This is a genomic window from Paenibacillus nasutitermitis, from assembly GCF_014641075.1.
Classification (GTDB): domain Bacteria; phylum Bacillota; class Bacilli; order Paenibacillales; family Paenibacillaceae; genus Paenibacillus_Z; species Paenibacillus_Z nasutitermitis.
Genome location: NZ_BMHP01000003.1, coordinates 616,133 through 634,103, shown reverse-complemented (window position 1 = coordinate 634,103; position 17,971 = coordinate 616,133). Strand labels below are relative to the sequence as shown.

Annotated in this window: 20 protein-coding genes; 13 read left to right on the top strand and 7 right to left on the bottom strand. The window is 48.2% G+C overall.

Going from position 1 to position 17,971, the window contains the following annotated elements; all coding sequences use genetic code 11:
- Window positions 1–349: 349 nt before the first annotated feature.
- A complete protein-coding gene (locus IEY46_RS21845) occupies window positions 350–1,243 on the bottom strand; it encodes an AraC family transcriptional regulator (protein ID WP_188994993.1) in 894 nt (297 codons plus the stop codon).
- Window positions 1,244–1,459: 216 nt separating this feature from the next.
- Here IEY46_RS21845 and IEY46_RS21840 point away from each other — a divergent pair, with 216 nt between their 5' ends.
- Complete coding sequence (locus tag IEY46_RS21840) at window positions 1,460–2,311, top strand: aldo/keto reductase (protein ID WP_188994991.1); 852 nt, start codon at window positions 1,460–1,462, stop codon at window positions 2,309–2,311.
- 345 nt (window positions 2,312–2,656) lie between these two features.
- Here the strand turns inward: IEY46_RS21840 and IEY46_RS21835 are convergent, their stop codons facing one another.
- The 3 genes from IEY46_RS21835 to IEY46_RS21825 all read right to left on the bottom strand — a co-directional run bounded on the left by IEY46_RS21835 (window position 2,657) and on the right by IEY46_RS21825 (window position 4,673).
- The gene (locus IEY46_RS21835; protein ID WP_188994989.1) at window positions 2,657–3,352 is read right to left on the bottom strand and encodes a hypothetical protein; all 696 of its coding nucleotides are present in this window, start codon (window positions 3,350–3,352) and stop codon (window positions 2,657–2,659) included.
- A gap of 34 nt (window positions 3,353–3,386) precedes the next feature.
- Window positions 3,387–3,998: a DUF4304 domain-containing protein gene (locus tag IEY46_RS21830; RefSeq protein WP_188994987.1), complete on the bottom strand. Its 612-nt coding sequence runs from the start codon at window positions 3,996–3,998 to the stop codon at window positions 3,387–3,389.
- A gap of 108 nt (window positions 3,999–4,106) precedes the next feature.
- Window positions 4,107–4,673, bottom strand: coding sequence for a TetR family transcriptional regulator (locus IEY46_RS21825; protein ID WP_188994985.1), 567 nt, complete (start codon window positions 4,671–4,673; stop codon window positions 4,107–4,109).
- 243 nt (window positions 4,674–4,916) lie between these two features.
- Here IEY46_RS21825 and IEY46_RS21820 point away from each other — a divergent pair, with 243 nt between their 5' ends.
- The 10 genes from IEY46_RS21820 to IEY46_RS21775 all read left to right on the top strand — a co-directional run bounded on the left by IEY46_RS21820 (window position 4,917) and on the right by IEY46_RS21775 (window position 13,011).
- Complete coding sequence (locus tag IEY46_RS21820; protein WP_188994983.1) at window positions 4,917–5,597, top strand: SDR family NAD(P)-dependent oxidoreductase; 681 nt, start codon at window positions 4,917–4,919, stop codon at window positions 5,595–5,597.
- 611 nt (window positions 5,598–6,208) lie between these two features.
- A complete protein-coding gene (gene ehuB, locus IEY46_RS21815) occupies window positions 6,209–7,111 on the top strand; it encodes an ectoine/hydroxyectoine ABC transporter substrate-binding protein EhuB (RefSeq protein WP_188996096.1) in 903 nt (300 codons plus the stop codon).
- A 2-nt stretch (window positions 7,112–7,113) separates the two neighbouring features.
- Window positions 7,114–7,764 carry an ectoine/hydroxyectoine ABC transporter permease subunit EhuC gene (gene ehuC, locus IEY46_RS21810; RefSeq protein ID WP_188994981.1) on the top strand — a complete coding sequence of 217 codons (651 nt, stop codon included), beginning with the start codon at window positions 7,114–7,116 and terminating at the stop codon, window positions 7,762–7,764.
- A 7-nt stretch (window positions 7,765–7,771) separates the two neighbouring features.
- Window positions 7,772–8,437 (top strand): ectoine/hydroxyectoine ABC transporter permease subunit EhuD, encoded by a 666-nt coding sequence (gene ehuD, locus IEY46_RS21805; protein ID WP_188994979.1) that lies wholly within the window; start codon window positions 7,772–7,774, stop codon window positions 8,435–8,437.
- Window positions 8,438–8,470: 33 nt separating this feature from the next.
- Window positions 8,471–9,295, top strand: a complete 825-nt coding sequence (gene ehuA / locus IEY46_RS21800) for an ectoine/hydroxyectoine ABC transporter ATP-binding protein EhuA (protein ID WP_188996094.1) — start codon at window positions 8,471–8,473, stop codon at window positions 9,293–9,295.
- 21 nt (window positions 9,296–9,316) lie between these two features.
- Window positions 9,317–9,832, top strand: a complete 516-nt coding sequence (gene ectA / locus IEY46_RS21795; protein ID WP_188994977.1) for a diaminobutyrate acetyltransferase — start codon at window positions 9,317–9,319, stop codon at window positions 9,830–9,832.
- Between the two features lie 19 nt (window positions 9,833–9,851).
- Window positions 9,852–11,144 carry a diaminobutyrate--2-oxoglutarate transaminase gene (gene ectB / locus IEY46_RS21790; protein ID WP_188996092.1) on the top strand — a complete coding sequence of 431 codons (1,293 nt, stop codon included), beginning with the start codon at window positions 9,852–9,854 and terminating at the stop codon, window positions 11,142–11,144.
- Window positions 11,145–11,176: 32 nt separating this feature from the next.
- Window positions 11,177–11,587, top strand: a complete 411-nt coding sequence (locus tag IEY46_RS21785) for an ectoine synthase (RefSeq protein ID WP_188994975.1) — start codon at window positions 11,177–11,179, stop codon at window positions 11,585–11,587.
- Complete coding sequence (thpD, locus tag IEY46_RS21780; protein WP_188994973.1) at window positions 11,584–12,483, top strand: ectoine hydroxylase; 900 nt, start codon at window positions 11,584–11,586, stop codon at window positions 12,481–12,483. The genes IEY46_RS21785 and thpD overlap by 4 nt, the downstream gene beginning before the upstream one ends.
- A gap of 6 nt (window positions 12,484–12,489) precedes the next feature.
- Window positions 12,490–13,011, top strand: a complete 522-nt coding sequence (locus IEY46_RS21775) for a DUF2179 domain-containing protein (protein ID WP_188994971.1) — start codon at window positions 12,490–12,492, stop codon at window positions 13,009–13,011.
- Between the two features lie 63 nt (window positions 13,012–13,074).
- On the opposite strand, the gene IEY46_RS21770 is transcribed toward IEY46_RS21775, so the two are convergent.
- The 3 genes from IEY46_RS21770 to IEY46_RS21760 all read right to left on the bottom strand — a co-directional run bounded on the left by IEY46_RS21770 (window position 13,075) and on the right by IEY46_RS21760 (window position 15,835).
- The gene (locus IEY46_RS21770) at window positions 13,075–14,280 is read right to left on the bottom strand and encodes an MFS transporter (RefSeq protein ID WP_188994969.1); all 1,206 of its coding nucleotides are present in this window, start codon (window positions 14,278–14,280) and stop codon (window positions 13,075–13,077) included.
- On the bottom strand, window positions 14,281–15,060 hold the full coding sequence (locus IEY46_RS21765) for a DeoR/GlpR family DNA-binding transcription regulator (RefSeq protein ID WP_188994967.1): 780 nt from the start codon (window positions 15,058–15,060) through the stop codon (window positions 14,281–14,283).
- A 442-nt stretch (window positions 15,061–15,502) separates the two neighbouring features.
- A complete protein-coding gene (locus tag IEY46_RS21760) occupies window positions 15,503–15,835 on the bottom strand; it encodes a winged helix-turn-helix transcriptional regulator (protein WP_188994965.1) in 333 nt (110 codons plus the stop codon).
- Window positions 15,836–16,036: 201 nt separating this feature from the next.
- Between IEY46_RS21760 and IEY46_RS21755 the strand changes: the two genes are divergently transcribed.
- Both IEY46_RS21755 and IEY46_RS21750 read left to right on the top strand, forming a co-directional pair.
- Window positions 16,037–16,975, top strand: coding sequence for an aldo/keto reductase family protein (locus IEY46_RS21755; protein WP_188994963.1), 939 nt, complete (start codon window positions 16,037–16,039; stop codon window positions 16,973–16,975).
- 265 nt (window positions 16,976–17,240) lie between these two features.
- Complete coding sequence (locus tag IEY46_RS21750) at window positions 17,241–17,876, top strand: pyridoxamine 5'-phosphate oxidase family protein (protein WP_188994961.1); 636 nt, start codon at window positions 17,241–17,243, stop codon at window positions 17,874–17,876.
- Window positions 17,877–17,971: the final 95 nt, after the last annotated feature.

Here is a 17,971-nt window from a genome sequence, read left to right as displayed (position 1 = left end):
TAAATACCATTTAAGTAAATTTATATAGTATATATTGAGCCGAATCTATTACAGTCCGGAAACCGGCCAGGCGGGTTTTACGGGCTGTTTATGCTGGCTCTTCTTTCTCATTCCCGGTTTATATGTTATTTTGTTTGGATCATTTGTTCCTTTCGAGGGTGTCCTTTGCATACGGCGTCGGCCGAGTGGGACAAGGGTGCTGCCGCTTAGGATTTTGACTCATTTGGCCCAACCAATGTCCCAGATCCAGCTTGGAGTCCTATATCAGAAGAAAAAACCTTCCATAATCGCATGGAAGGTTTTCCTTTGCCTGCATATGCAAAACTTGTTTCGTGTTATTTTTGCCTCGCTAAGTTTTCAAGCGCTTGATATCTTGTCTAGGGGGAAAGCCAAACATTCGGGAGTATTCCCGACTGAATTGCGAGGGGCTTTCATAGCCTACTCGAAATGCCACATCAGTGGCATCTGAGGATTCGGTTAATAGCAGCCGCCGGGCTTCCTGGAGTCTCAGATGTTTTTGAAATTGAATCGGGCTCATGGCGGTTACTTCTTTAAAGTGCCGATGAAACGAAGAGACACTCATATTCGCGATTTCGGCAAGTTCCTCAATCCGGAAAGAACGATCATAATGATTCATGATTTGATCAATAACATCTTTAATTTGAAGGGTCGAACTTCCTTCCATTGCAATTTGCGCCAAAACAACTCCATTTTTGCCTTGAAGTACTTTGTAGATAATTTCCTTCGTAAATAATGGAGCAAGAACAGGAATATCCCTGGGACGATCCAACAAACGAGCTAACCTGGTAATTGCATCCAACAAAGACGTCTCCATTTGACTGACAAACATAGCCCTCTTTGGATTCTCTATCGGAGTAACTCGATGATCAGATTCATGTAAAACCTCTAAAATTTGACTCGTTGTAAATTCAAGTTTGAACCCCAAATAGGGAACATCCGGAGTGGCTTCAGTAACTTGGGCGATAACTGGCAAGTGAACGGATACAACAAGGTAATCGGACGGACCATATAGATAACGCTCCTGTGCAAGCCATACTTCCTTCGTCCCTTGGACCACCATACATAAGGAAGGCTTGTAAATTCCGTGCCTTGGCTCATATGCATTCGAGGCACGCATGAAGTACAAGGACGGAATACCAGTTGGGTGAACGCCATCCGTTACGGCATAGCGCTCAATGATTTTGGCGAGTTCATTCTGCTGGTTAATGATTATTTCAGACATTTGGCCTCCCCTATTTGGACCGTTCTATAGTTCGATTATAATCCATATTTATTTGCTGCATAAGTATTAGTGAGAGGATTAGGCAATGATTAGAGACGAATGAGTTAACGGTCTCTTATTCATCAGGTACATAATAAGGGAAGCGGGCTGCGACGTAAGTTAGGCAAGGATAAGATTCCACCGATACACAAATAGTTACAAACAGGAGGATTTTATATGCAAAAAGTTATTTTAAATAATGGCGTTGAGATGCCTATACTTGGTTTTGGCGTTTTTCAGATTGCAGATCATAATGAGTGTGAACAAAGCGTTTATGACGCTATTATGGCTGGTTATCGATTGATTGATACGGCTGCCTCTTATCTGAATGAAGAAGCAGTTGGCCGAGCGATTAAACGCAGTGGGGTGGCAAGAAAGGAATTATTCATCACGACGAAACTTTGGGTTCAGGATGCAGGTTACGACAGCACGATAAGAGCATTTGAAAAATCGCTGGAAAGATTGCAACTGGATTCGTTGGATTTGTATTTAATCCATCAGCCATTTGGCGATGTGTACGGTTCCTGGCGCGCTATGGAGGAATTGTATCGTAAAGGAAAGGTCCGTGCAATTGGCGTAAGCAACTTCCATACGGATCGTCTGATCGATTTAATCCTTCATAATGAAATCGTTCCCGCCATAAACCAGGTTGAAACGCATCCGTTCAACCAGCAAATCGAAAGCGCGGCATTCATGAAAGAGAACCATGTTCAGATTGAATCCTGGGCGCCTTTTGCTGAAGGGAAAAATAACTTGTTCCAGAATAAGGAATTGTTAGCCATAGCTGAAAAGCATAATAAATCCGTTGCCCAGGTGGTTTTACGTTGGCTGATCCAAAGAGATGTCGTTGTGATTCCAAAATCAGTTCGCAAAGAAAGAATTATTGAGAACTTTAACATCTTTGATTTTGAATTAAGCCAGGAGGATATGGAGTCGATTACTGCGCTAGATACGAAACAGAGCCTGTTCTTCTCCCATCGAGATCCCGAAATGGTGAAATGGATCGGCACACGCAAACTCGATATCTAACCATCTTTCGAAAAACAACCGAAAGTTTCTGATTATGTAGAACGATGAAATAAATGACAACTCACAATTGTTATTAAATATGGAGCAGATCGTTTAGACAATCTGCTCCTATTTCAATTGTAGTTGAATCCATGTATGTATGAAGCTACGATTATCGGCAGCGGACGAATCCTTGCTTTTCTCCAAGGGATGGCACCCAGACCGCATATGCGATTCTGCCAAGCAGCGGTTTATACTCTACATATAAAGCGGTTCTATCCGTTGTCATCGTCCCATCTCTGTACTTCGCATTCTACATGTCATAATGGACAGGGATCCTCTTCTTCTATTTTGTTCATGACCGTCTTAATCCGGTTTTATCTTTCTCAGTTTGATTGAAGACGGGACACGATCATTCAAGACAGCAGGTAAATCGCTGTTGGATCCTAACCAAAAGTCACCATAGCGCTCCATGGCAAGTACGTCCCCGCAACGGTAAAAGGAATGAGTTGGCCCCTCTTCTTTGGGGCTAATATAATATCCATGAAGCCACACATCTTCAATCGGCGTATCAAACAATATCTGTATATCTAATTTTCCTTCTACTAGATAAAGATGTTTGCAGCCAAAAACAACCTCCTGTAAACAAAAACTTTTCAGAAAATGATATAAAGAGTCATGTACAATGATAGGTCCCTCTGCACAGTCATCCCAAAGCAAACGCTCGTCGCAGTAGACAGGAGAATCGTTGTTGCCGGCCTCCACTTGGCAAGTCCAGTTGGCTTGATTTTCTTCAAGAAACGTAACCTTATCCTGATCCTTCTTTAGTTGTTCCGCCGAATAAAGACAATCCTGCTGTTGAAATATCTCGGGAGAGTTATCGAGGTGATCATCCGAACCATCTTTCCAGCGTCCTGCAAACGCATATAATTCATGCAACGCCTTTGGCAAATATACTGGAATCTCATCTGCCGGCATACCGCTCGAGCTGTCATATCTTCCGTACCAGTTGATTAGGAAATCCTTGAGATCGTCCAGTTGATCTGTATCTTTCAGCAGCATTGCAACTCCTCCTGTTTAACTTATAAGTGACTTCTTATCGCTTCTCAAACTCCACTCCGTATTTATTGAAGATGGTCTCGTATTTATTTTCAAATATAGCCCATCTCTGTTCGGTTCCGTACTTTTCCTGCAGAGCTTTCAAATAATGTTCAGCTTCTGCTACATCATTGGATTGTAACAGCAATTGAAAGCTTTCTTCCCCCAGATGTAAAAATGGACCTGCCGTGTAATAATCAACAATGGATCTGGCGCTGGTCATCGTGTCATAGAAATGAATAACTTCTTCTAGTCCACGTAGCAGCGCTGTTCTTAAATCCTCCATGTTCGTATCAGGAGTAATTGAAAATCGGTCTGGAACAGACGCGGCAATTTCCCCGATTCTTGCTCTGAAGTGACAATCCACTTCTGAGGGTGCCTTTAGGATTTCCCTCGATTGTATCTGTGCCAACTCCGCTGAATAAATACCGCAGTTCACATAAAACATGACATGGTCTGCTGAATTGCCGGAGGATTTTTGGAAATTGAACATGTAGATGAGGTTTTCTGCTTTCTTATTGAAATTCAAACTCTTCTTTGCAAAGCCATGCTTGGCAAAGAACGGCTTCACGTCCTGCTTAATCATATCGTTAAAGAGCTGCTGCAACATGATCCCTCCTGGAAAATTATTATAGTTTGAATAAGTAATTTGTTAAGACTATCGACATGATCAGTTGATATTTTATTGTGATATCGTTCGCCGTTAGAGAGCTTGACGTTAATTTGAAAGACCGAGTCCTCCTACTACTATTAATGCCACTTTCTTAGCAACCTCCTCTTTATTCATAGTGATGTTTCCAGAAGCCCATTGATAGGCACCTTCATGGATGATTTGTGCAAAAATAGCCACATACATATTCTTCTCAGTTTCTGTATAAATGTGGTCCAAGCTCTTGGACAAATAGGCTTTCAACTCATTTGTAATCTTTTCTTTTAATTGCGGTACAACTAAGCCTAGATAGCTGCTGCGACATTGGATGTTCGGTACTTGATAAAAATCGCAAACCGCTAGAACGAGTTGATTGATGCTGTCTTGATCGCACTTCACTACGCCGGCAGTGCGGTTTTCGATGGCAGTTGAGGCGGAGTCTCCCATAATATAGTCTAGCAGTTCGTATTTATCATTAAAGTGTGCATAGAAAGTAGCACGATTAACTTGTGCACTTGATGTGATATCCGCTATCGTTATTTTTTCAAAATCTTTATAGGCAACCAAATGAAGAAAAGAATTTATTAAGGACTGTTTTGTATGTGTCATGCGTATGTTCATTACTTTATTCGCCATAACTTCCTCCTTACCCAACACTTTATCGATCTTGTTGTTGTAGCAACATCCGTACAAGATTGTAGGTTGTTACGATAATTCGTTGGGTGTATATTTCTTTTAACGCAACACTTGTTTATTTAATATATCACTCCTGAGGAGGTTGTGAAAGAAAAATTGATTTTTGCATTTATGAATCGTCAAGGGTCTGTTATCAAATGTTTTATAACAAAACAGTGCAATTACTGAAGGGAGTTTAAGATAATGAAAACGATTGCAATAATTGGTGCTGGACCAGGTTTAGGATTGTCGCTCGCGAAGAAGTTTGGGAGTAATGGCTTCAAAGTAGCTGCTATTGCACGTAACCCTGAGAAATTGGCAAAAATCGAAAATGATCTCAAAAATTTAAACATTGAAGCGAAGTCGTATGTTACTGATGTCACGGATTTGTCTGCACTAAAGCAAGCCTTACAAGCGGCTAAACAAGACTTTGGTTCCATCGATGTGTTAGAATTCAGCCCTTATGCTGGCTGGGACAAATTCACTAACGTGTTAGAAACCACGCCTGATACTGTATTAGAACAAATAAACAGTTATTTGCTACCTGCCGTTCTCTCGGTCAATGAAGTATTACCAACTATGATCAATAACGGGTCAGGTGCAATTCTATTTACAACAGGTTTATCCGCAATGTTCCCATTACCTTTTGTCGGGAATGGAGGTATCGTGATGTCGGGTATTCGTAACTATGCTACAAATCTGCACCAGGAGTTGAAAGAGAAAGGCGTATTTGTCGGACATCTTTCGATCGGCACTATGATTCAAGCCGGAACAGCAGGCGATCCGGATGTCATCGCTGATACGTGGTATAACCTTTACGAGAAAAAGGACCGCTTTGAAGAGATATTCCCTCTAGGATTTGATCCGACTAAAATTCCTAATTAGTATTAAGGCGATAAAACAACTATTGAAATTATGGTTGTCTTATCGCTTGTCGCTGTTATTCGGTCATCAATAATCAATAACTTTCACACTATCCTGCCAGTCAGTTCAACTCTTTGGAGTGAAGATCGACGGATTATTAGTGGAAGCCTGTTTAAAAACATGAAAAACCAATCAAGCTTCAACCAAACGACGCATGGAACTTCATTTAATTCGTACTGTCTACCGCCTTTTTGTCGCCTCGTTGCGAAAAGGCGGTTTTTTTGGCGTTTTCCCTGGGAATCCATCATTTTTCGATAATATAAACAAAGTTTATTTATAAAATGACGAAAAATAGCGATTTAAATTATAATAATTGTTTATTTAACATAGATGACCGATTATGTAAAACTTCATTTCAGGGACGATAGGGCATCATCGGGGAGGAATAAGGAGGATCTGCCTGATGGGGGCGGCTCTGGCTGCGAGAGGCAAAAATAAGCAAATTTATCCCAGATTACTGGAAATGACCTCGTGGATGAAAGATGTTAGCCTTATATAAGTATTCTTAATAAATAGACGAAGGGTTGTGTAAGCTTTTGAAGAAAGGTTGGGCAATAGTCGTATTGCTGCCAATGTTATTGTTGGCCGCATGTGGTCAGAACAACAACACTCCGGATGCCGGAAACAACGGAAATGGGTCGGTACCGGCCAATAACAACGCTAATGCTTCAGGGGGGAACAGCGAAGCGACAGGTACGTTAGCGGATGCGCAAAAGAAAGGGTCTGTGACGATTGGATTTGCCAACGAGAACCCATATGCGTATAAAGATGCCGACGGGAAGCTGACCGGCGAGGCCGTTGAGATCGCCAGGGTCATTTTGGAACGACTGGGCATTAAAGAAATGAAAGGCGAGCTGACCGAGTTTACCTCGCTGATTGCGGGCCTTCAAGCCAAACGCTTCGATATGATTACAGCGGGCATGTTCATTAACCCGAAACGCTGCGAAGCCGTGCTGTTCGCCAATCCCGAATACAGTATCGGAGCAGCGATTGCGGTTAAACAGGGGAATCCGCTGAAGCTTACAAGTTACAAATCTATCGCCGATAACGCTAAAGCCAAGGTTGCCGTTATGGCAGGGGCAGTCGAGCTGGATTATTTGAAGGCATCGGGCATCCCTGATAATCAGATGATTATTGTGCCGGACCAGGATGCGGCAATCAGCGCATTGCAATCCGGACGCGTCGATGCCATGACCATGACCGGGCCTGCTTTGCAGTCCAGACTGGACAGTGCCAAAGACAGTAATCTGGAGCGGGTTATGGACTTTGAGCAGCCTCTTGTGGATGGTAAAGAGGTAACGGGTTATGGCGCTACCGCCTTCCGCCCGGACGATACCTCCTTCCAGGAGGCGTATAATGCAGAGCTTGAGAAGATGAAGGAATCCGGCGAGCTGCTGGAGATTCTTAAGCAATTCGGTTTCACCGAGCAGGAACTGCCTGGGGACATGACATCCAGTCAGCTGTGTGAGGGATAATCATGGACCCGACCTGGTCGGCGATGTTTCCGCTTCTCTACGAAGGCGCGAAGATTACGATTCAAGTAACGGTATTGGCGGGGATTGTCGCATTGATTGTTTCGGCGGCGGCGGGCCTTGGCCGGGTATCCGGTTATGCGCTGGTACGCGGGGTTTCCCGCGTCTATGTGGACTTTTTTCGGGCTTCTTCGCTTCTGGTACTGATGTTCTGGATCTACTTCGCGCTTCCGTTTGCGGGAATAGAGCTTAACAAAATGGTGACGGCGGTGCTTGCCATCGGCTTGAATTACGGGGCATACGGCTCGGAAATCGTGCGGAGCTCCATACTGGCTGTTCCTTCCGGCCAATATGAAGCTTCGGTCGCCCTTAATCTGACGCCGCTTCAGCGGATGTGGCGCATTATTATTCCCCAGGCGATTGCACGAATGCTGCCGCCTTTCGGAAATTTACTGATTGAGCTGCTGAAATCGACATCGCTGGTTTATTTTATTACGCTGAGCGATTTGACTTATGAAGCCATGATTTTGCGCAATAACTATCTATCATGGACGCCGCAGATATTTGTTCTGCTGCTGGTGATCTATTTTGCCTTTTCCGCCTGCATCACGATCACGATCCGGCTGCTGGAGCGCAAATTTGCGGCTTGGAGGTGAATGAGACATGTGGAAATGGGAGTATGTTTGGGATTTATTGCCCCAGCTACTAAGCGCACTGCGGGTAACGATGTATGCGACATTAAGCGGGTTTGTCGTGGCGGCGCTGCTGGGTCTCCTGCTTGCGATCGGACTTAGATCCAGATTCGCCGTATTGCGCTATACGATAAGGGCGATCGTGGAATTTATCCGCAGCACGCCGCTGCTTGTGCAGGTGTTTTCATTATTTTATATTCTGCCCATGCTGTTTCCTTCGGCGTCCATTTCGGCGTTCTGGACGGGGGTAATCGGGCTGGGCGTTCATTACAGTACGTACTTGTCAGAGGTATACCGCTCTGGTATCGACGGGGTGCCCCAGGGACAATGGGAAGCGGCGAATGCGCTGAATTTTACCAAAACGCAAACCTGGACCAAAATTATTCTGCCCCAGGCGATCCGTCCGGTTGTGCCGGTAATGGGCAATTACCTGATCGTAATTTTCAAGGAAACGCCGATATTAATGGCTATCACGCTGGTTGAGCTGCTGCTTACCGCGAAGAATGCCGCTTCCGAATCCTATCGGGTGTTTGAGCCGTATACGGTGGTCGGTGTGTTATTCCTGATCATAAGCCTGATTATGACCTATCTTGTACGGCTCCTGGAGAAGAAGCTTAACGGGAAATATGCAGGATAAGGAGATTTGACGATGCAACTGGAAAAACAGGAAATGCTGGAGTCCGGGGAAGCCTGGAGCGAGCGCTTCGCCGGTCTCGAGCCGATTGTAAAATACAACAATATCACCAAATCCTTTGGCGACCTGGAGGTCATCAAAGGTGTGGACCTGGAGCTTTACCCGGGCGAGAAAATCGCCATGATCGGACCCAGCGGTTCGGGCAAAACCACGCTTGGCCGTCTCCTGATGACGCTGGAGGAGCCCACCAGCGGTACCATTGAGCTGGATGGCGAGCTGCTGTGGCATACGGAAGACAAAGGCAAGCTCATCCGTGCGGGCGAGAAGCATCTGCACCGGATGCGGGGCAAGGTGGGAATGATTTTTCAGCATTTCAATCTGTTTCCGCATATGAATGTGCTGCGCAATGTCACAATGGCTCCGCGCAGCGTGCTGGGCTTGTCCAAAGAAGAAGCGCATGATCGCGCTGTTACAATGCTGCGCAAGGTCGGGCTTGAGGAGAAGCTGGATGTTTATCCTTCCCAGCTCTCCGGGGGACAGAAGCAGCGTGTTGCGATTGCCCGCGCTTTGGTGATGCAGCCCAAGGTGATGGTATTTGACGAGGTGACCTCCGCGCTTGATCCGGAGCTGGTGGGAGAAGTGCTTGAAGTCATCCGGGAAATCGCCGACGAGGGCGAGATGGCGATGCTGCTGATCACACATGAGATGGAGTTTGCCCGCGATGTGGCAGACCGGGTCATCTTTGGCGCGGAAGGCCGCATTGTGGAACAGGGAACGCCGGAACAGATTTTCGAGAATTGTCAAAGCGAACGCCTCCAGTCCTTCCTTGGACGATTTGTCGGCGCCGCTTCCAATCCATGATGCAGACTAGGGGTGAAGATGATGGCAAACCATCCGACTATAGATAAGCCGGTACTGCGGAAACCGTCGGCCTCCGATGGCACGCAGGTCTGGGAGCTTGTGAAGAGGGTGGGCACGCTGGATCTGAACTCGGTATACAGCTACATCATGCTGTGCGATATTTTTCGCGATACGTGCGTGATTGCTCTCCAGCAGGACGTGATCGTAGGATACATGTCCGCCTACCGCAGGCCCGACCTGCCGGATACACTGTTCGTCTGGCAGGCGGCCGTAGACAGCTCTCAGCGGGGCAAGGGACTGGCGAAAGAAATGCTCCGCGAGCTGTTGAACCGGGAAGAGAATAATGGGATACGCTTCGTGGAAGCTACGATCGGACCGGATAACATTGCTTCGCGCCGCCTGTTTACAGGGCTCGGCGAGGAGAGAAGCGCACACTGTCAACTATCCGAATATTATCCGGTGAGTTATTTCCCCGAGGGCTCCGGCCATGAACCTGAGCTGCTTCTTCGGGTGGGACCTTTAACGAATAAATCATAGGAGTGATTCGGTGAGTGCAATGAAGAAGGATGCAGGCGACTTGAAGGTATTCAATAAGATGGAATCAGAGGTACGCAGTTATTGCCGCAGCTTCGAGGCGGTATTCGATAAAGCCCGAAACGCCAAGATTTGGGATATTGAAGGCAGGGAATATATCGATTTTTTTGCCGGCGCGGGAGCGCTGAATTACGGACATAACAATCCGGCTATCCGCAGCAGACTGGTTGATTATTTATTGGAAGACGGTGTGACCCACAGCCTGGATATGGCGACAAAAGCAAAAGAGACGTTCCTGAAGCGGTTTACGGCATCGATCCTGCAACCGCGCGGACTTGACTATAAGATTATGTTTCCAGGCCCCACGGGCACGAACTCAGTTGAGAGTGCCATGAAGATTGCCCGCAAAGTTACCGGGCGCAGAACGATCGTCTGCTTCACCAATGCGTTTCACGGCATGAGTCTGGGATCGCTTGCCGCGACAGGCAATGCGTTCAAGCGCAAAGGGGCGGGCGTTGATCTGCCCAACACGAGTTTTATGCCTTATGACGGTTATTTCGGAGACGGGGTCAACACGGTGGAGATGCTGGATAAATACCTGGATGATCCGGGCAGCGGCTTCGATCTGCCGGCAGCGATTATTCTGGAGACGGTTCAGGGCGAAGGTGGACTGAATGTGGCCAGCACGGAATGGCTGAAGCAGATTCAAGCTCTGTGCCTGGCGAGGGATATCCTGCTGATTGTCGATGATGTGCAGATGGGCTGCGGCCGTACGGGCACGTTCTTCAGCTTTGAAGAAGCAGGGTTGAATCCCGATATTGTCTGCCTGTCCAAATCCATTGGCGGTTACGGGCTGCCGATGGCGCTGACTCTGATCAAGCCGGAATACGACCTGTGGCATCCCGGCGAGCATAACGGCACCTTCCGAGGGAATAATCTTGGTTTTGTCGCTGCTGCCGAGGCGCTTGCCTATTGGGAGTCCGGGACGTTCGAGAAAGAATTGGCCGACAAAGCCAAACGGATCGAAGACGCGCTGAACGGACTTATTATGGCTCACCCTGAGGCGAAAGCGCACAAGAAAGGCAAAGGCCTGATTCAAGGCATTTCCTTCGACGAGCCGAAGCTGGCCGGTCAACTGAGCGCCGCTGCCTTCAAGCGGGGCGTCATCATGGAGACATCTGGCCCGCATGACGAGGTTGCCAAGCTGATGCCTCCACTTACGATTGAAACCTCCGTTCTTGAGCAGGGCCTTGCCATTCTCAAGGACAGCTTTGAAGAGATCATCCAGTTGGAGTGCGTCGAAGCCCTGGTCTAAATAAGTTTTGAATTCGAGAGGAGAACGAATCCATGATTGTGAAACACTTAGAGGAAATTGTAGACTCCAAGTACGACATCGACACGGAAACCTGGAATGCCCGCAGACTGCTGCTCCGCAAGGATGGCATGGGTTTTTCCCTCAATGATACGATTATTAAAGCTGGTACGGAAACGACCATTTGGTACAAAAATCACGTGGAGGCCGTTTATTGCATCGAAGGGGAGGGCGAGATCGAAATTGTCGCGACCGGCGAGAAATTCGCTATACGTCCCGGCATGCTTTATGCCCTTGACGGTCATGAGAAACATTATTTGCGGGCAAAGACCCAGGTAAGGACCATATGTGTATTTAATCCTCCTCTTACCGGCAGCGAGGTGCATGATAAGGACGGCGTTTATCCGCTTATTGAAGAAGCTGAATTGGAGGCGAACCGCTCATGAACACAAATCTGGCAAATTCCGCAGCAGTCACAGCCGACAAATATCCTTCCCGGATATCCGATAAGCCGTCCGTTATGGACCGCGTGGATCCGGTCGTCTACAGCACCTGGAAGGCGGGCAGCCCTTTAACGAACGAGCAGTTTGAATTTTATGAGAAGAATGGGTATCTGTTTCTGGATGAATTCTTCTCCGTGGATGAAGCTGAAGAGTGGCGCGCCGAGCTGAAGAAGCTGCAGCAGCATTATGAACAGCGCGAAGCGGAGCATGTGATCCGCGAGCCTGGCGGTACGGAAGTACGCTCCATCTTCGCTGTCCATGAGCATAACGAACGCTTCAAGGAGCTGTCGGCCAATAAACGTTTGAATGCCGTCATCCAGGAGCTGCTGGGCTCGCAAACCTACATCCACCAGTCGCGGATCAACTTCAAGCCGGGGTTTACGGGCAAAGAATTTTATTGGCATTCCGACTTTGAAACCTGGCATGTGGAGGATGGCATGCCTTCCATGCGGGCGCTGAGCTGTTCCATCGCGTTGGAGGATAATTTTCATTATAACGGACCTCTGATGGTCATCCCGGGCTCGCACAAGAAGTTCGTTTCCTGCGTCGGGCAGACGCCGGACGATCATTTCAAGCAGTCGCTCCGCCGCCAGGAATACGGTGTGCCCGATCAGGAAAGCCTGGCGAAGTTCGCCCAGGAGGGCGGGATCGATACCATTGTGGGCGGAATAGGGTCCATTGTGCTGTTCGATTGCAATATTATGCATGGCTCCAACAGCAACATTACGCCGCTGCCGCGAAGCAATGTGTTTCTGGTCTACAACAGCGTGGAGAATGCCTTGAAAGAGCCGTATTCCGGGCAGAAGCCAAGACCAGACTATATTGCTGCGCGAGAGTAGGTAAATGTGAGCGGTGTTTCGCTTGTTTTGTCCATCATAGGCATCAACGTTGTTTACGTTTCCATATTTACGCTGCGCCTTATTCTCGTCATTAAAGGGAGAAGGGGCGCAGCCTCGCTTATGGCTATGGTGGAGGTATTTGTTTATCTGGCGGGGCTGAATCTCGTGCTCCAGAATTTGTCCAATCCCGTCAATATGGCGGCCTACTGCCTGGGCTTCGGCATTGGCGTGTATGCGGGGAGCCGGATCGAGGAATATCTGGCATTAGGCTATTCCGTTGTACAAGTGATCGTCGATTCTGCCGCTACCGCGCTGCCGAACAAGCTTCGGGACTTCGGTTACGGGGTTACATCCTGGATGGCGGAGGGGCGGGACGGACAGCGGCTCATCATGCAGGTGCTGGTCAAACGCAGCAACGAGAAGCAGCTGATGCGAAGCATTATGGTCGTGGCTCCCAAAGCATTCGTTATCTCTCATGAGCCGAGGCAGTTTAAAGGCGGGTTCTGGACGAGAATGATTGAGCGGTAAAGGGTAAATAAGGGTTGTCTCAAGCTTGCAGCGGTATAAACAGCTGTGCCGGGACAACCCTTTTTAATGGATTCGTAAACGGACCAGAAACAGAAGCATACATAAAGCACCGCCGGCGAGCATCCATAGGGTGTGAGCAGGCTGGAAATAATCCATGCTCCAGCCGACCAGGAGCGGCAGCACAGCACCCCCGATTCCACCGGAGGCAATCAGAATGCTTGTCGTCTGCCGGGTCGTATTGGCAAATAACCGGTTGGCGTACACGATGGCAATCGCGAAGATACCCGACAGAAAAAGTCCCAGTACAAGAACGAAGACATACGCGGTAATCTTGTCCGGGAACAAAGCTAACCCGCAGAGGGCCAGTAAAGCGCCAATGGTGCTGATCAATAAAAAGGGTGCGTAACCGGCTCTTTCGGCGATATATCCGGACAGGAGCCGCCCGGCAATCATGGAAACCCAGAAGAAGGAGACGCTGAGCGCGGCGTTGGCGTTCGTCAGGCCAAGACGCTCGGCAAACAGGGAAGGGAGAAAATTTATGACGCTGGTCTCCAGCCCGACATAGATAAAAACAAATCCCAGCAGGAACAGCAGCAGGGAGCGTTTAACGGTTCTTACGGTCGCCGCTACTTGCGGCGACTCGTCAACGAACGCCTCTTCTGGGGATGAATCGACCACATCCGCCATTTCTGAAGGAGCGGCAGCTGCGGGATCCTTGTAACCGGCCAAGCGGAACGATTGCATCCCCCAGATCAGGGCCATTATTAATGCCAGAGCAGCGATTATGGCGAAAGAACCGAACAGGAATTGATTGGAAATAAACAGGCCGGAGAGGATCGGCATGACCAGAGCGCCGATGCCGAACGATACTTCCAGGCGGCTCATAATAACGGCTTTCCGGTCGCTCATGGATTCCAGCAGCAGCGTTCCGACGGCGGTCTGTGCCGTTCCAAACCCGAATCCGTTTATAACCAGAGGGATAAACAGAATGGACCATTGCGGTTTCAAATACAGGAGTGCATGCGCCAGAAGCAGGAGCGCGAAGGACACCGTCAGTATTCCGCGGTACCCCAGAAGGCGCAGTCCGAACGGAACCAGCAGCACACCTGCCAGAAAACCGGCAAACTGGGCAAAAATCAGCTGGCCTCCATCCCCGTAGCTTCGCCCGTAAATATCAAGCAATTCCGACAGCAGAGAACCAAACACGACAGTTGCAAAACCAATCAGCAGATAAGAGAAGCAGCCCAGCCAAATCATCCTTGTTTTCATCTACTCACCATCCAGGCTTACGTCCGGGACGATCAAGAGCTCCACCTTGTGTTCGGCCAGCATATCCATAAGCGGCTGATCCGGCTGACGGTCCGTAATCAGCAGATCTATCGACTCCAGACCGGCGATCTTGTAGAACATCCCCTGGCCAAACTTCGTATGATCGGCCAGCACAATAACCTGATCAGCCCGCCGGATCATCTCCCGCTTCACATCCCCGTCCTCCTCATGGGGATAGGATAAGCCGCTTGCGGTAATGCCGCAGGCACCCAGGAATAATTTGTCCACCTGGTAATCGGCCAGCTTGGCAATCGTGGACTGTCCATATAGAAACCGGTGCTGGGGATTTAATTCGCCGCCCAGCAAATACGTTCTGACTTCTTCCTTGCGGGACAACGCATCGGCAATATCGATGGAATTGGTGACCACGACCACATCCCTGGCGGACAGATGGTCGGCTGTAACTTGTACGGTCGTTGAAGCATCCATCAGTATAAAATCCCCATCTCTGACCAGGGAAGCGGCGTGAAGCCCGATCGCGCGCTTCTTCCCGGATTGCCTGACAAGCCGGTCCTTATATTTATAGATCTCCTTGCTGGCTGGCGGCAGGACAGCTCCCCCATGGGTGCGGTGAATCATCGCGAGTTCGTCCATCTTCAGCAGGTCCCTGCGGGCTGTGTCCCGGGATATGCTGAAAATCTCGCAAATATCCTGGATGCTTACCCGCTGGTGCTGCTCCAAATATTGTTTAATGGCGCTGATACGCTCTTCCTGATACATGTTCAGCCTTCCCCTTTTGTATGGCAGAGTTTCGTCCATTATAAGGCTTTTCAAGTCATTTTTCAATAATAAATAAGTTTTTATAAGTATTTATAAGTGGTTGTGCGACAAAACAAGTGCGGATTATGCGCTTCAAGAGGCGTAGGAGAAGGATTGGGGAGCGGGCTAAATAAACAATGAACGAAAACAGAGGAATACGGCTTAGGGGCCAACGGTGATATGGGCAAAATACGGGACTATAGAAGAATTGCAGAGGAATACGAATGGGGAGAGGACGGTGTTGGCGGTAACTGATAGCCCAAATGGCAGAAAAGAACCTGCATCACGACAGTCTCCGTTACAAACTGCCGGCAGTCCGGCCCCCTTGAGACCATTGAAGAAGATCACTAAGGGAAGCCTGTTCAAAAACGATCGGAACGCCGCAAAGTTGTTTCATCAGCCGTTACGTCCACTTGGCCGCCCATAGCTTCATTTCCTTGAGAATCTGATGCAAATCCACACCCTTGGGGGTCAGCGAATATTCAACCGTGACGGGGACGGTCGGGAATACATGGCGCTCCAGAACGCCCTGTTCTTCCAGATGGCGCAAAGTGCTTGTCAATGCACGGGGGCTCACGGCCGAGATGAGGCGCTGCAGCTCGCCGAACCTTTTTTTGCCTCCAAACAGCTCGCGAAGGACAAGAAAAGCCCATTTTCCGCCGATTACGTTCAGCGTCTTCTCAATATTGCAATCAATGCAGGCGGGCACCTTCGGAATATAGTTGTTTACGGACATGTAAGTATAGCACTCCTTATATGAAAGATAGTATCTATAAGTATAGTATATATAGCTGATATAATAAAATGATTATTATTTCACTACTTTTAAAAAGGTAGAAGCATGCGTACAATAGAAGGTGGATTGGCTTTCCGGGATGATTGTCATTATAGGATAAAGCTTCAGGCTTGACCAAACCTAAAGGAGGAATTATCTACGATGAATTATCGTAAACTTGGTGGCAGCGGATTGAAAGTAAGCGAGATCAGTCTGGGCAGCTGGCTGACATATGGCGGGTACGTTGAACGTGAGAATGCCGTGAAAGCGGTTCATAAAGCATATGAGCTTGGTATCAATTCTTTTGATACGGCTAACGTGTATGAACGGGGCGCTGCGGAAACGCTGCTGGGCGAAACGATCAAATCGTTCCCCCGTGAATCTTATGTACTGGCAACGAAAGCTTTCTGGCCGATGGGCGACGGTCCCAATGACCGCGGGCTTTCCCGCAAGCATGTGATCGAGCAGTGCAATGCCAGTCTGAAACGGCTGGGCGTGGAATATGTGGATATTTTCTACTGTCACCGTCATGATCCGGACACGCCACTCTATGAGACGCTTCGTGCGATTGACGATCTGGTCCGCCAGGGCAAGGTTCAATATGTCGGCGTCAGCGAATGGACGGCGACGCAGATGGCGGAGGGACTGGGAACGGCTGACCGTTATTTGCTGGACCGCATCGTCGTGAATCAGCCGATCTACAATATGTTCGAGCGTTATATCGAGAAGGAAGTCATTCCTTTCGGTGAACGCAACGGCATTGGACAGATTGTATTCTCGCCGCTGGCGCAGGGCCTGCTTACAGGCAAATACACCTCGATGGACGATGTGCCGGCGGACAGCCGCGCAGCCAAGCTGGATTGGGTCCGCAAAGGCATTACCGAGGAGAAGCTGGCCAAAGTGCGCGCCCTCTCCGAAGTTGCCTCCGAGCTGGACATCAAGGTCGGACAGCTTGCCCTGGCCTGGATTTTACGCCAGCCGAATGTCGCGAGCGCGCTGGTCGGTGCAAGCAATCCCGATCAGGTGGTCGAGAACGTGCAGGCAGTTGGGATTGAATTGTCCGAGGATGTTATCGAACGGATCGAACAGATTCTGAAATAGGGACTAATTGATTATAAAACCGCTGACGGTGGAGCACGGATAGTATCCGGCTTCGTTATCGGCGGTTTTTTTTCGAAATAAACCAGCATTGACTTAAGTAAAGGAATACTCTTTCCAGTGAAGAATCTATAGACGTATGGAGAAAACTTCGTAAGACATTTGGAAATGCTTCATTTCAATTGAAAGTGACGGTTGAAGTTGTGACTGAGGGCTCCATTCACTGGAAATTAAAAGAACAAATCATAACAATCCGGGGTGGGGAAAAATGAAACATCATGTCTTTAATCAGGTTGTAGAGTCGGAAGAAGAACTGAGGTCTTTATATGGATATCCAGGCGAGCTCGTCAACAATAAAACAATAGCTTTTATGGATCACCATTGCCGCGAATTTATAGCGAAGTCACCGTTACTGTTTATGGCAACCAGCGATTCATCCGGAGCCTGTGATGTTTCTCCACGCGGGGATGCGGAAGGATTTGTTTATGTATTGGACGACAAACATCTCGTTATACCTGAACGCCCGGGCAATCGGCGGTTTGATTCATTGCGAAATCTTATGGAAAATCCCCAAGTAGGGTTGATATTTATTATTCCCGGACTTGAAGAGACCTTAAGAATCAATGGGCAAGCAAGTATCGTGAAAGATCAAGAAATAATGAAGCATATGGAAGCACACGGCAAGGTCCCGATGATTGGAATCGGAGTAGAGGTTGAAGAATGTTTTATCCACTGCGCAAAAGCGTTCAAGCGGTCGCATTTATGGGAAAGTGATTACTGGCCGGCAAAAGAAGCATTGCCTAAACCTGCGGCCATACTGGCAGAACATACAAAAAAACTTGGTGTTTCTGAGGATGAAATATCTTTGGCACTTAAGGAAAGTTATGAGAAACGGCTGTATTAAAGCCATCATCTTAAGCGAGCTCCTCGAGGAGGACGAAAAAATCGTGATCGGCTGCTCGCCGATCACGATTTTTTTTCTTAATCTGGTTGCCCACT

What these genes read in the sequence shown, in the direction of transcription:
- ehuC (WP_188994981.1), top strand. Translation starts at nt 7,114, where the DNA reads ATGGACCCGACCTGGTCGGCGATGTTTCCGCTTCTCTACGAAGGCGCG.
- IEY46_RS21820 (WP_188994983.1), top strand. Translation starts at nt 4,917, where the DNA reads ATGAAAACGATTGCAATAATTGGTGCTGGACCAGGTTTAGGATTGTCG.
- IEY46_RS21785 (WP_188994975.1), top strand. Translation starts at nt 11,177, where the DNA reads ATGATTGTGAAACACTTAGAGGAAATTGTAGACTCCAAGTACGACATC.
- IEY46_RS21760 (WP_188994965.1), bottom strand. Translation starts at nt 15,835, where the DNA reads ATGTCCGTAAACAACTATATTCCGAAGGTGCCCGCCTGCATTGATTGC.
- IEY46_RS21825 (WP_188994985.1), bottom strand. Translation starts at nt 4,673, where the DNA reads ATGGCGAATAAAGTAATGAACATACGCATGACACATACAAAACAGTCC.
- ehuB (WP_188996096.1), top strand. Translation starts at nt 6,209, where the DNA reads ATGTTATTGTTGGCCGCATGTGGTCAGAACAACAACACTCCGGATGCC.
- IEY46_RS21830 (WP_188994987.1), bottom strand. Translation starts at nt 3,998, where the DNA reads ATGTTGCAGCAGCTCTTTAACGATATGATTAAGCAGGACGTGAAGCCG.
- ectA (WP_188994977.1), top strand. Translation starts at nt 9,317, where the DNA reads ATGGCAAACCATCCGACTATAGATAAGCCGGTACTGCGGAAACCGTCG.
- IEY46_RS21835 (WP_188994989.1), bottom strand. Translation starts at nt 3,352, where the DNA reads ATGCTGCTGAAAGATACAGATCAACTGGACGATCTCAAGGATTTCCTA.
- IEY46_RS21840 (WP_188994991.1), top strand. Translation starts at nt 1,460, where the DNA reads ATGCAAAAAGTTATTTTAAATAATGGCGTTGAGATGCCTATACTTGGT.
- ehuD (WP_188994979.1), top strand. Translation starts at nt 7,772, where the DNA reads ATGTGGAAATGGGAGTATGTTTGGGATTTATTGCCCCAGCTACTAAGC.
- IEY46_RS21755 (WP_188994963.1), top strand. Translation starts at nt 16,037, where the DNA reads ATGAATTATCGTAAACTTGGTGGCAGCGGATTGAAAGTAAGCGAGATC.
- IEY46_RS21765 (WP_188994967.1), bottom strand. Translation starts at nt 15,060, where the DNA reads ATGTATCAGGAAGAGCGTATCAGCGCCATTAAACAATATTTGGAGCAG.
- IEY46_RS21750 (WP_188994961.1), top strand. Translation starts at nt 17,241, where the DNA reads ATGAAACATCATGTCTTTAATCAGGTTGTAGAGTCGGAAGAAGAACTG.
- thpD (WP_188994973.1), top strand. Translation starts at nt 11,584, where the DNA reads ATGAACACAAATCTGGCAAATTCCGCAGCAGTCACAGCCGACAAATAT.
- ehuA (WP_188996094.1), top strand. Translation starts at nt 8,471, where the DNA reads ATGCTGGAGTCCGGGGAAGCCTGGAGCGAGCGCTTCGCCGGTCTCGAG.
- IEY46_RS21770 (WP_188994969.1), bottom strand. Translation starts at nt 14,280, where the DNA reads ATGAAAACAAGGATGATTTGGCTGGGCTGCTTCTCTTATCTGCTGATT.
- IEY46_RS21845 (WP_188994993.1), bottom strand. Translation starts at nt 1,243, where the DNA reads ATGTCTGAAATAATCATTAACCAGCAGAATGAACTCGCCAAAATCATT.
- ectB (WP_188996092.1), top strand. Translation starts at nt 9,852, where the DNA reads ATGAAGAAGGATGCAGGCGACTTGAAGGTATTCAATAAGATGGAATCA.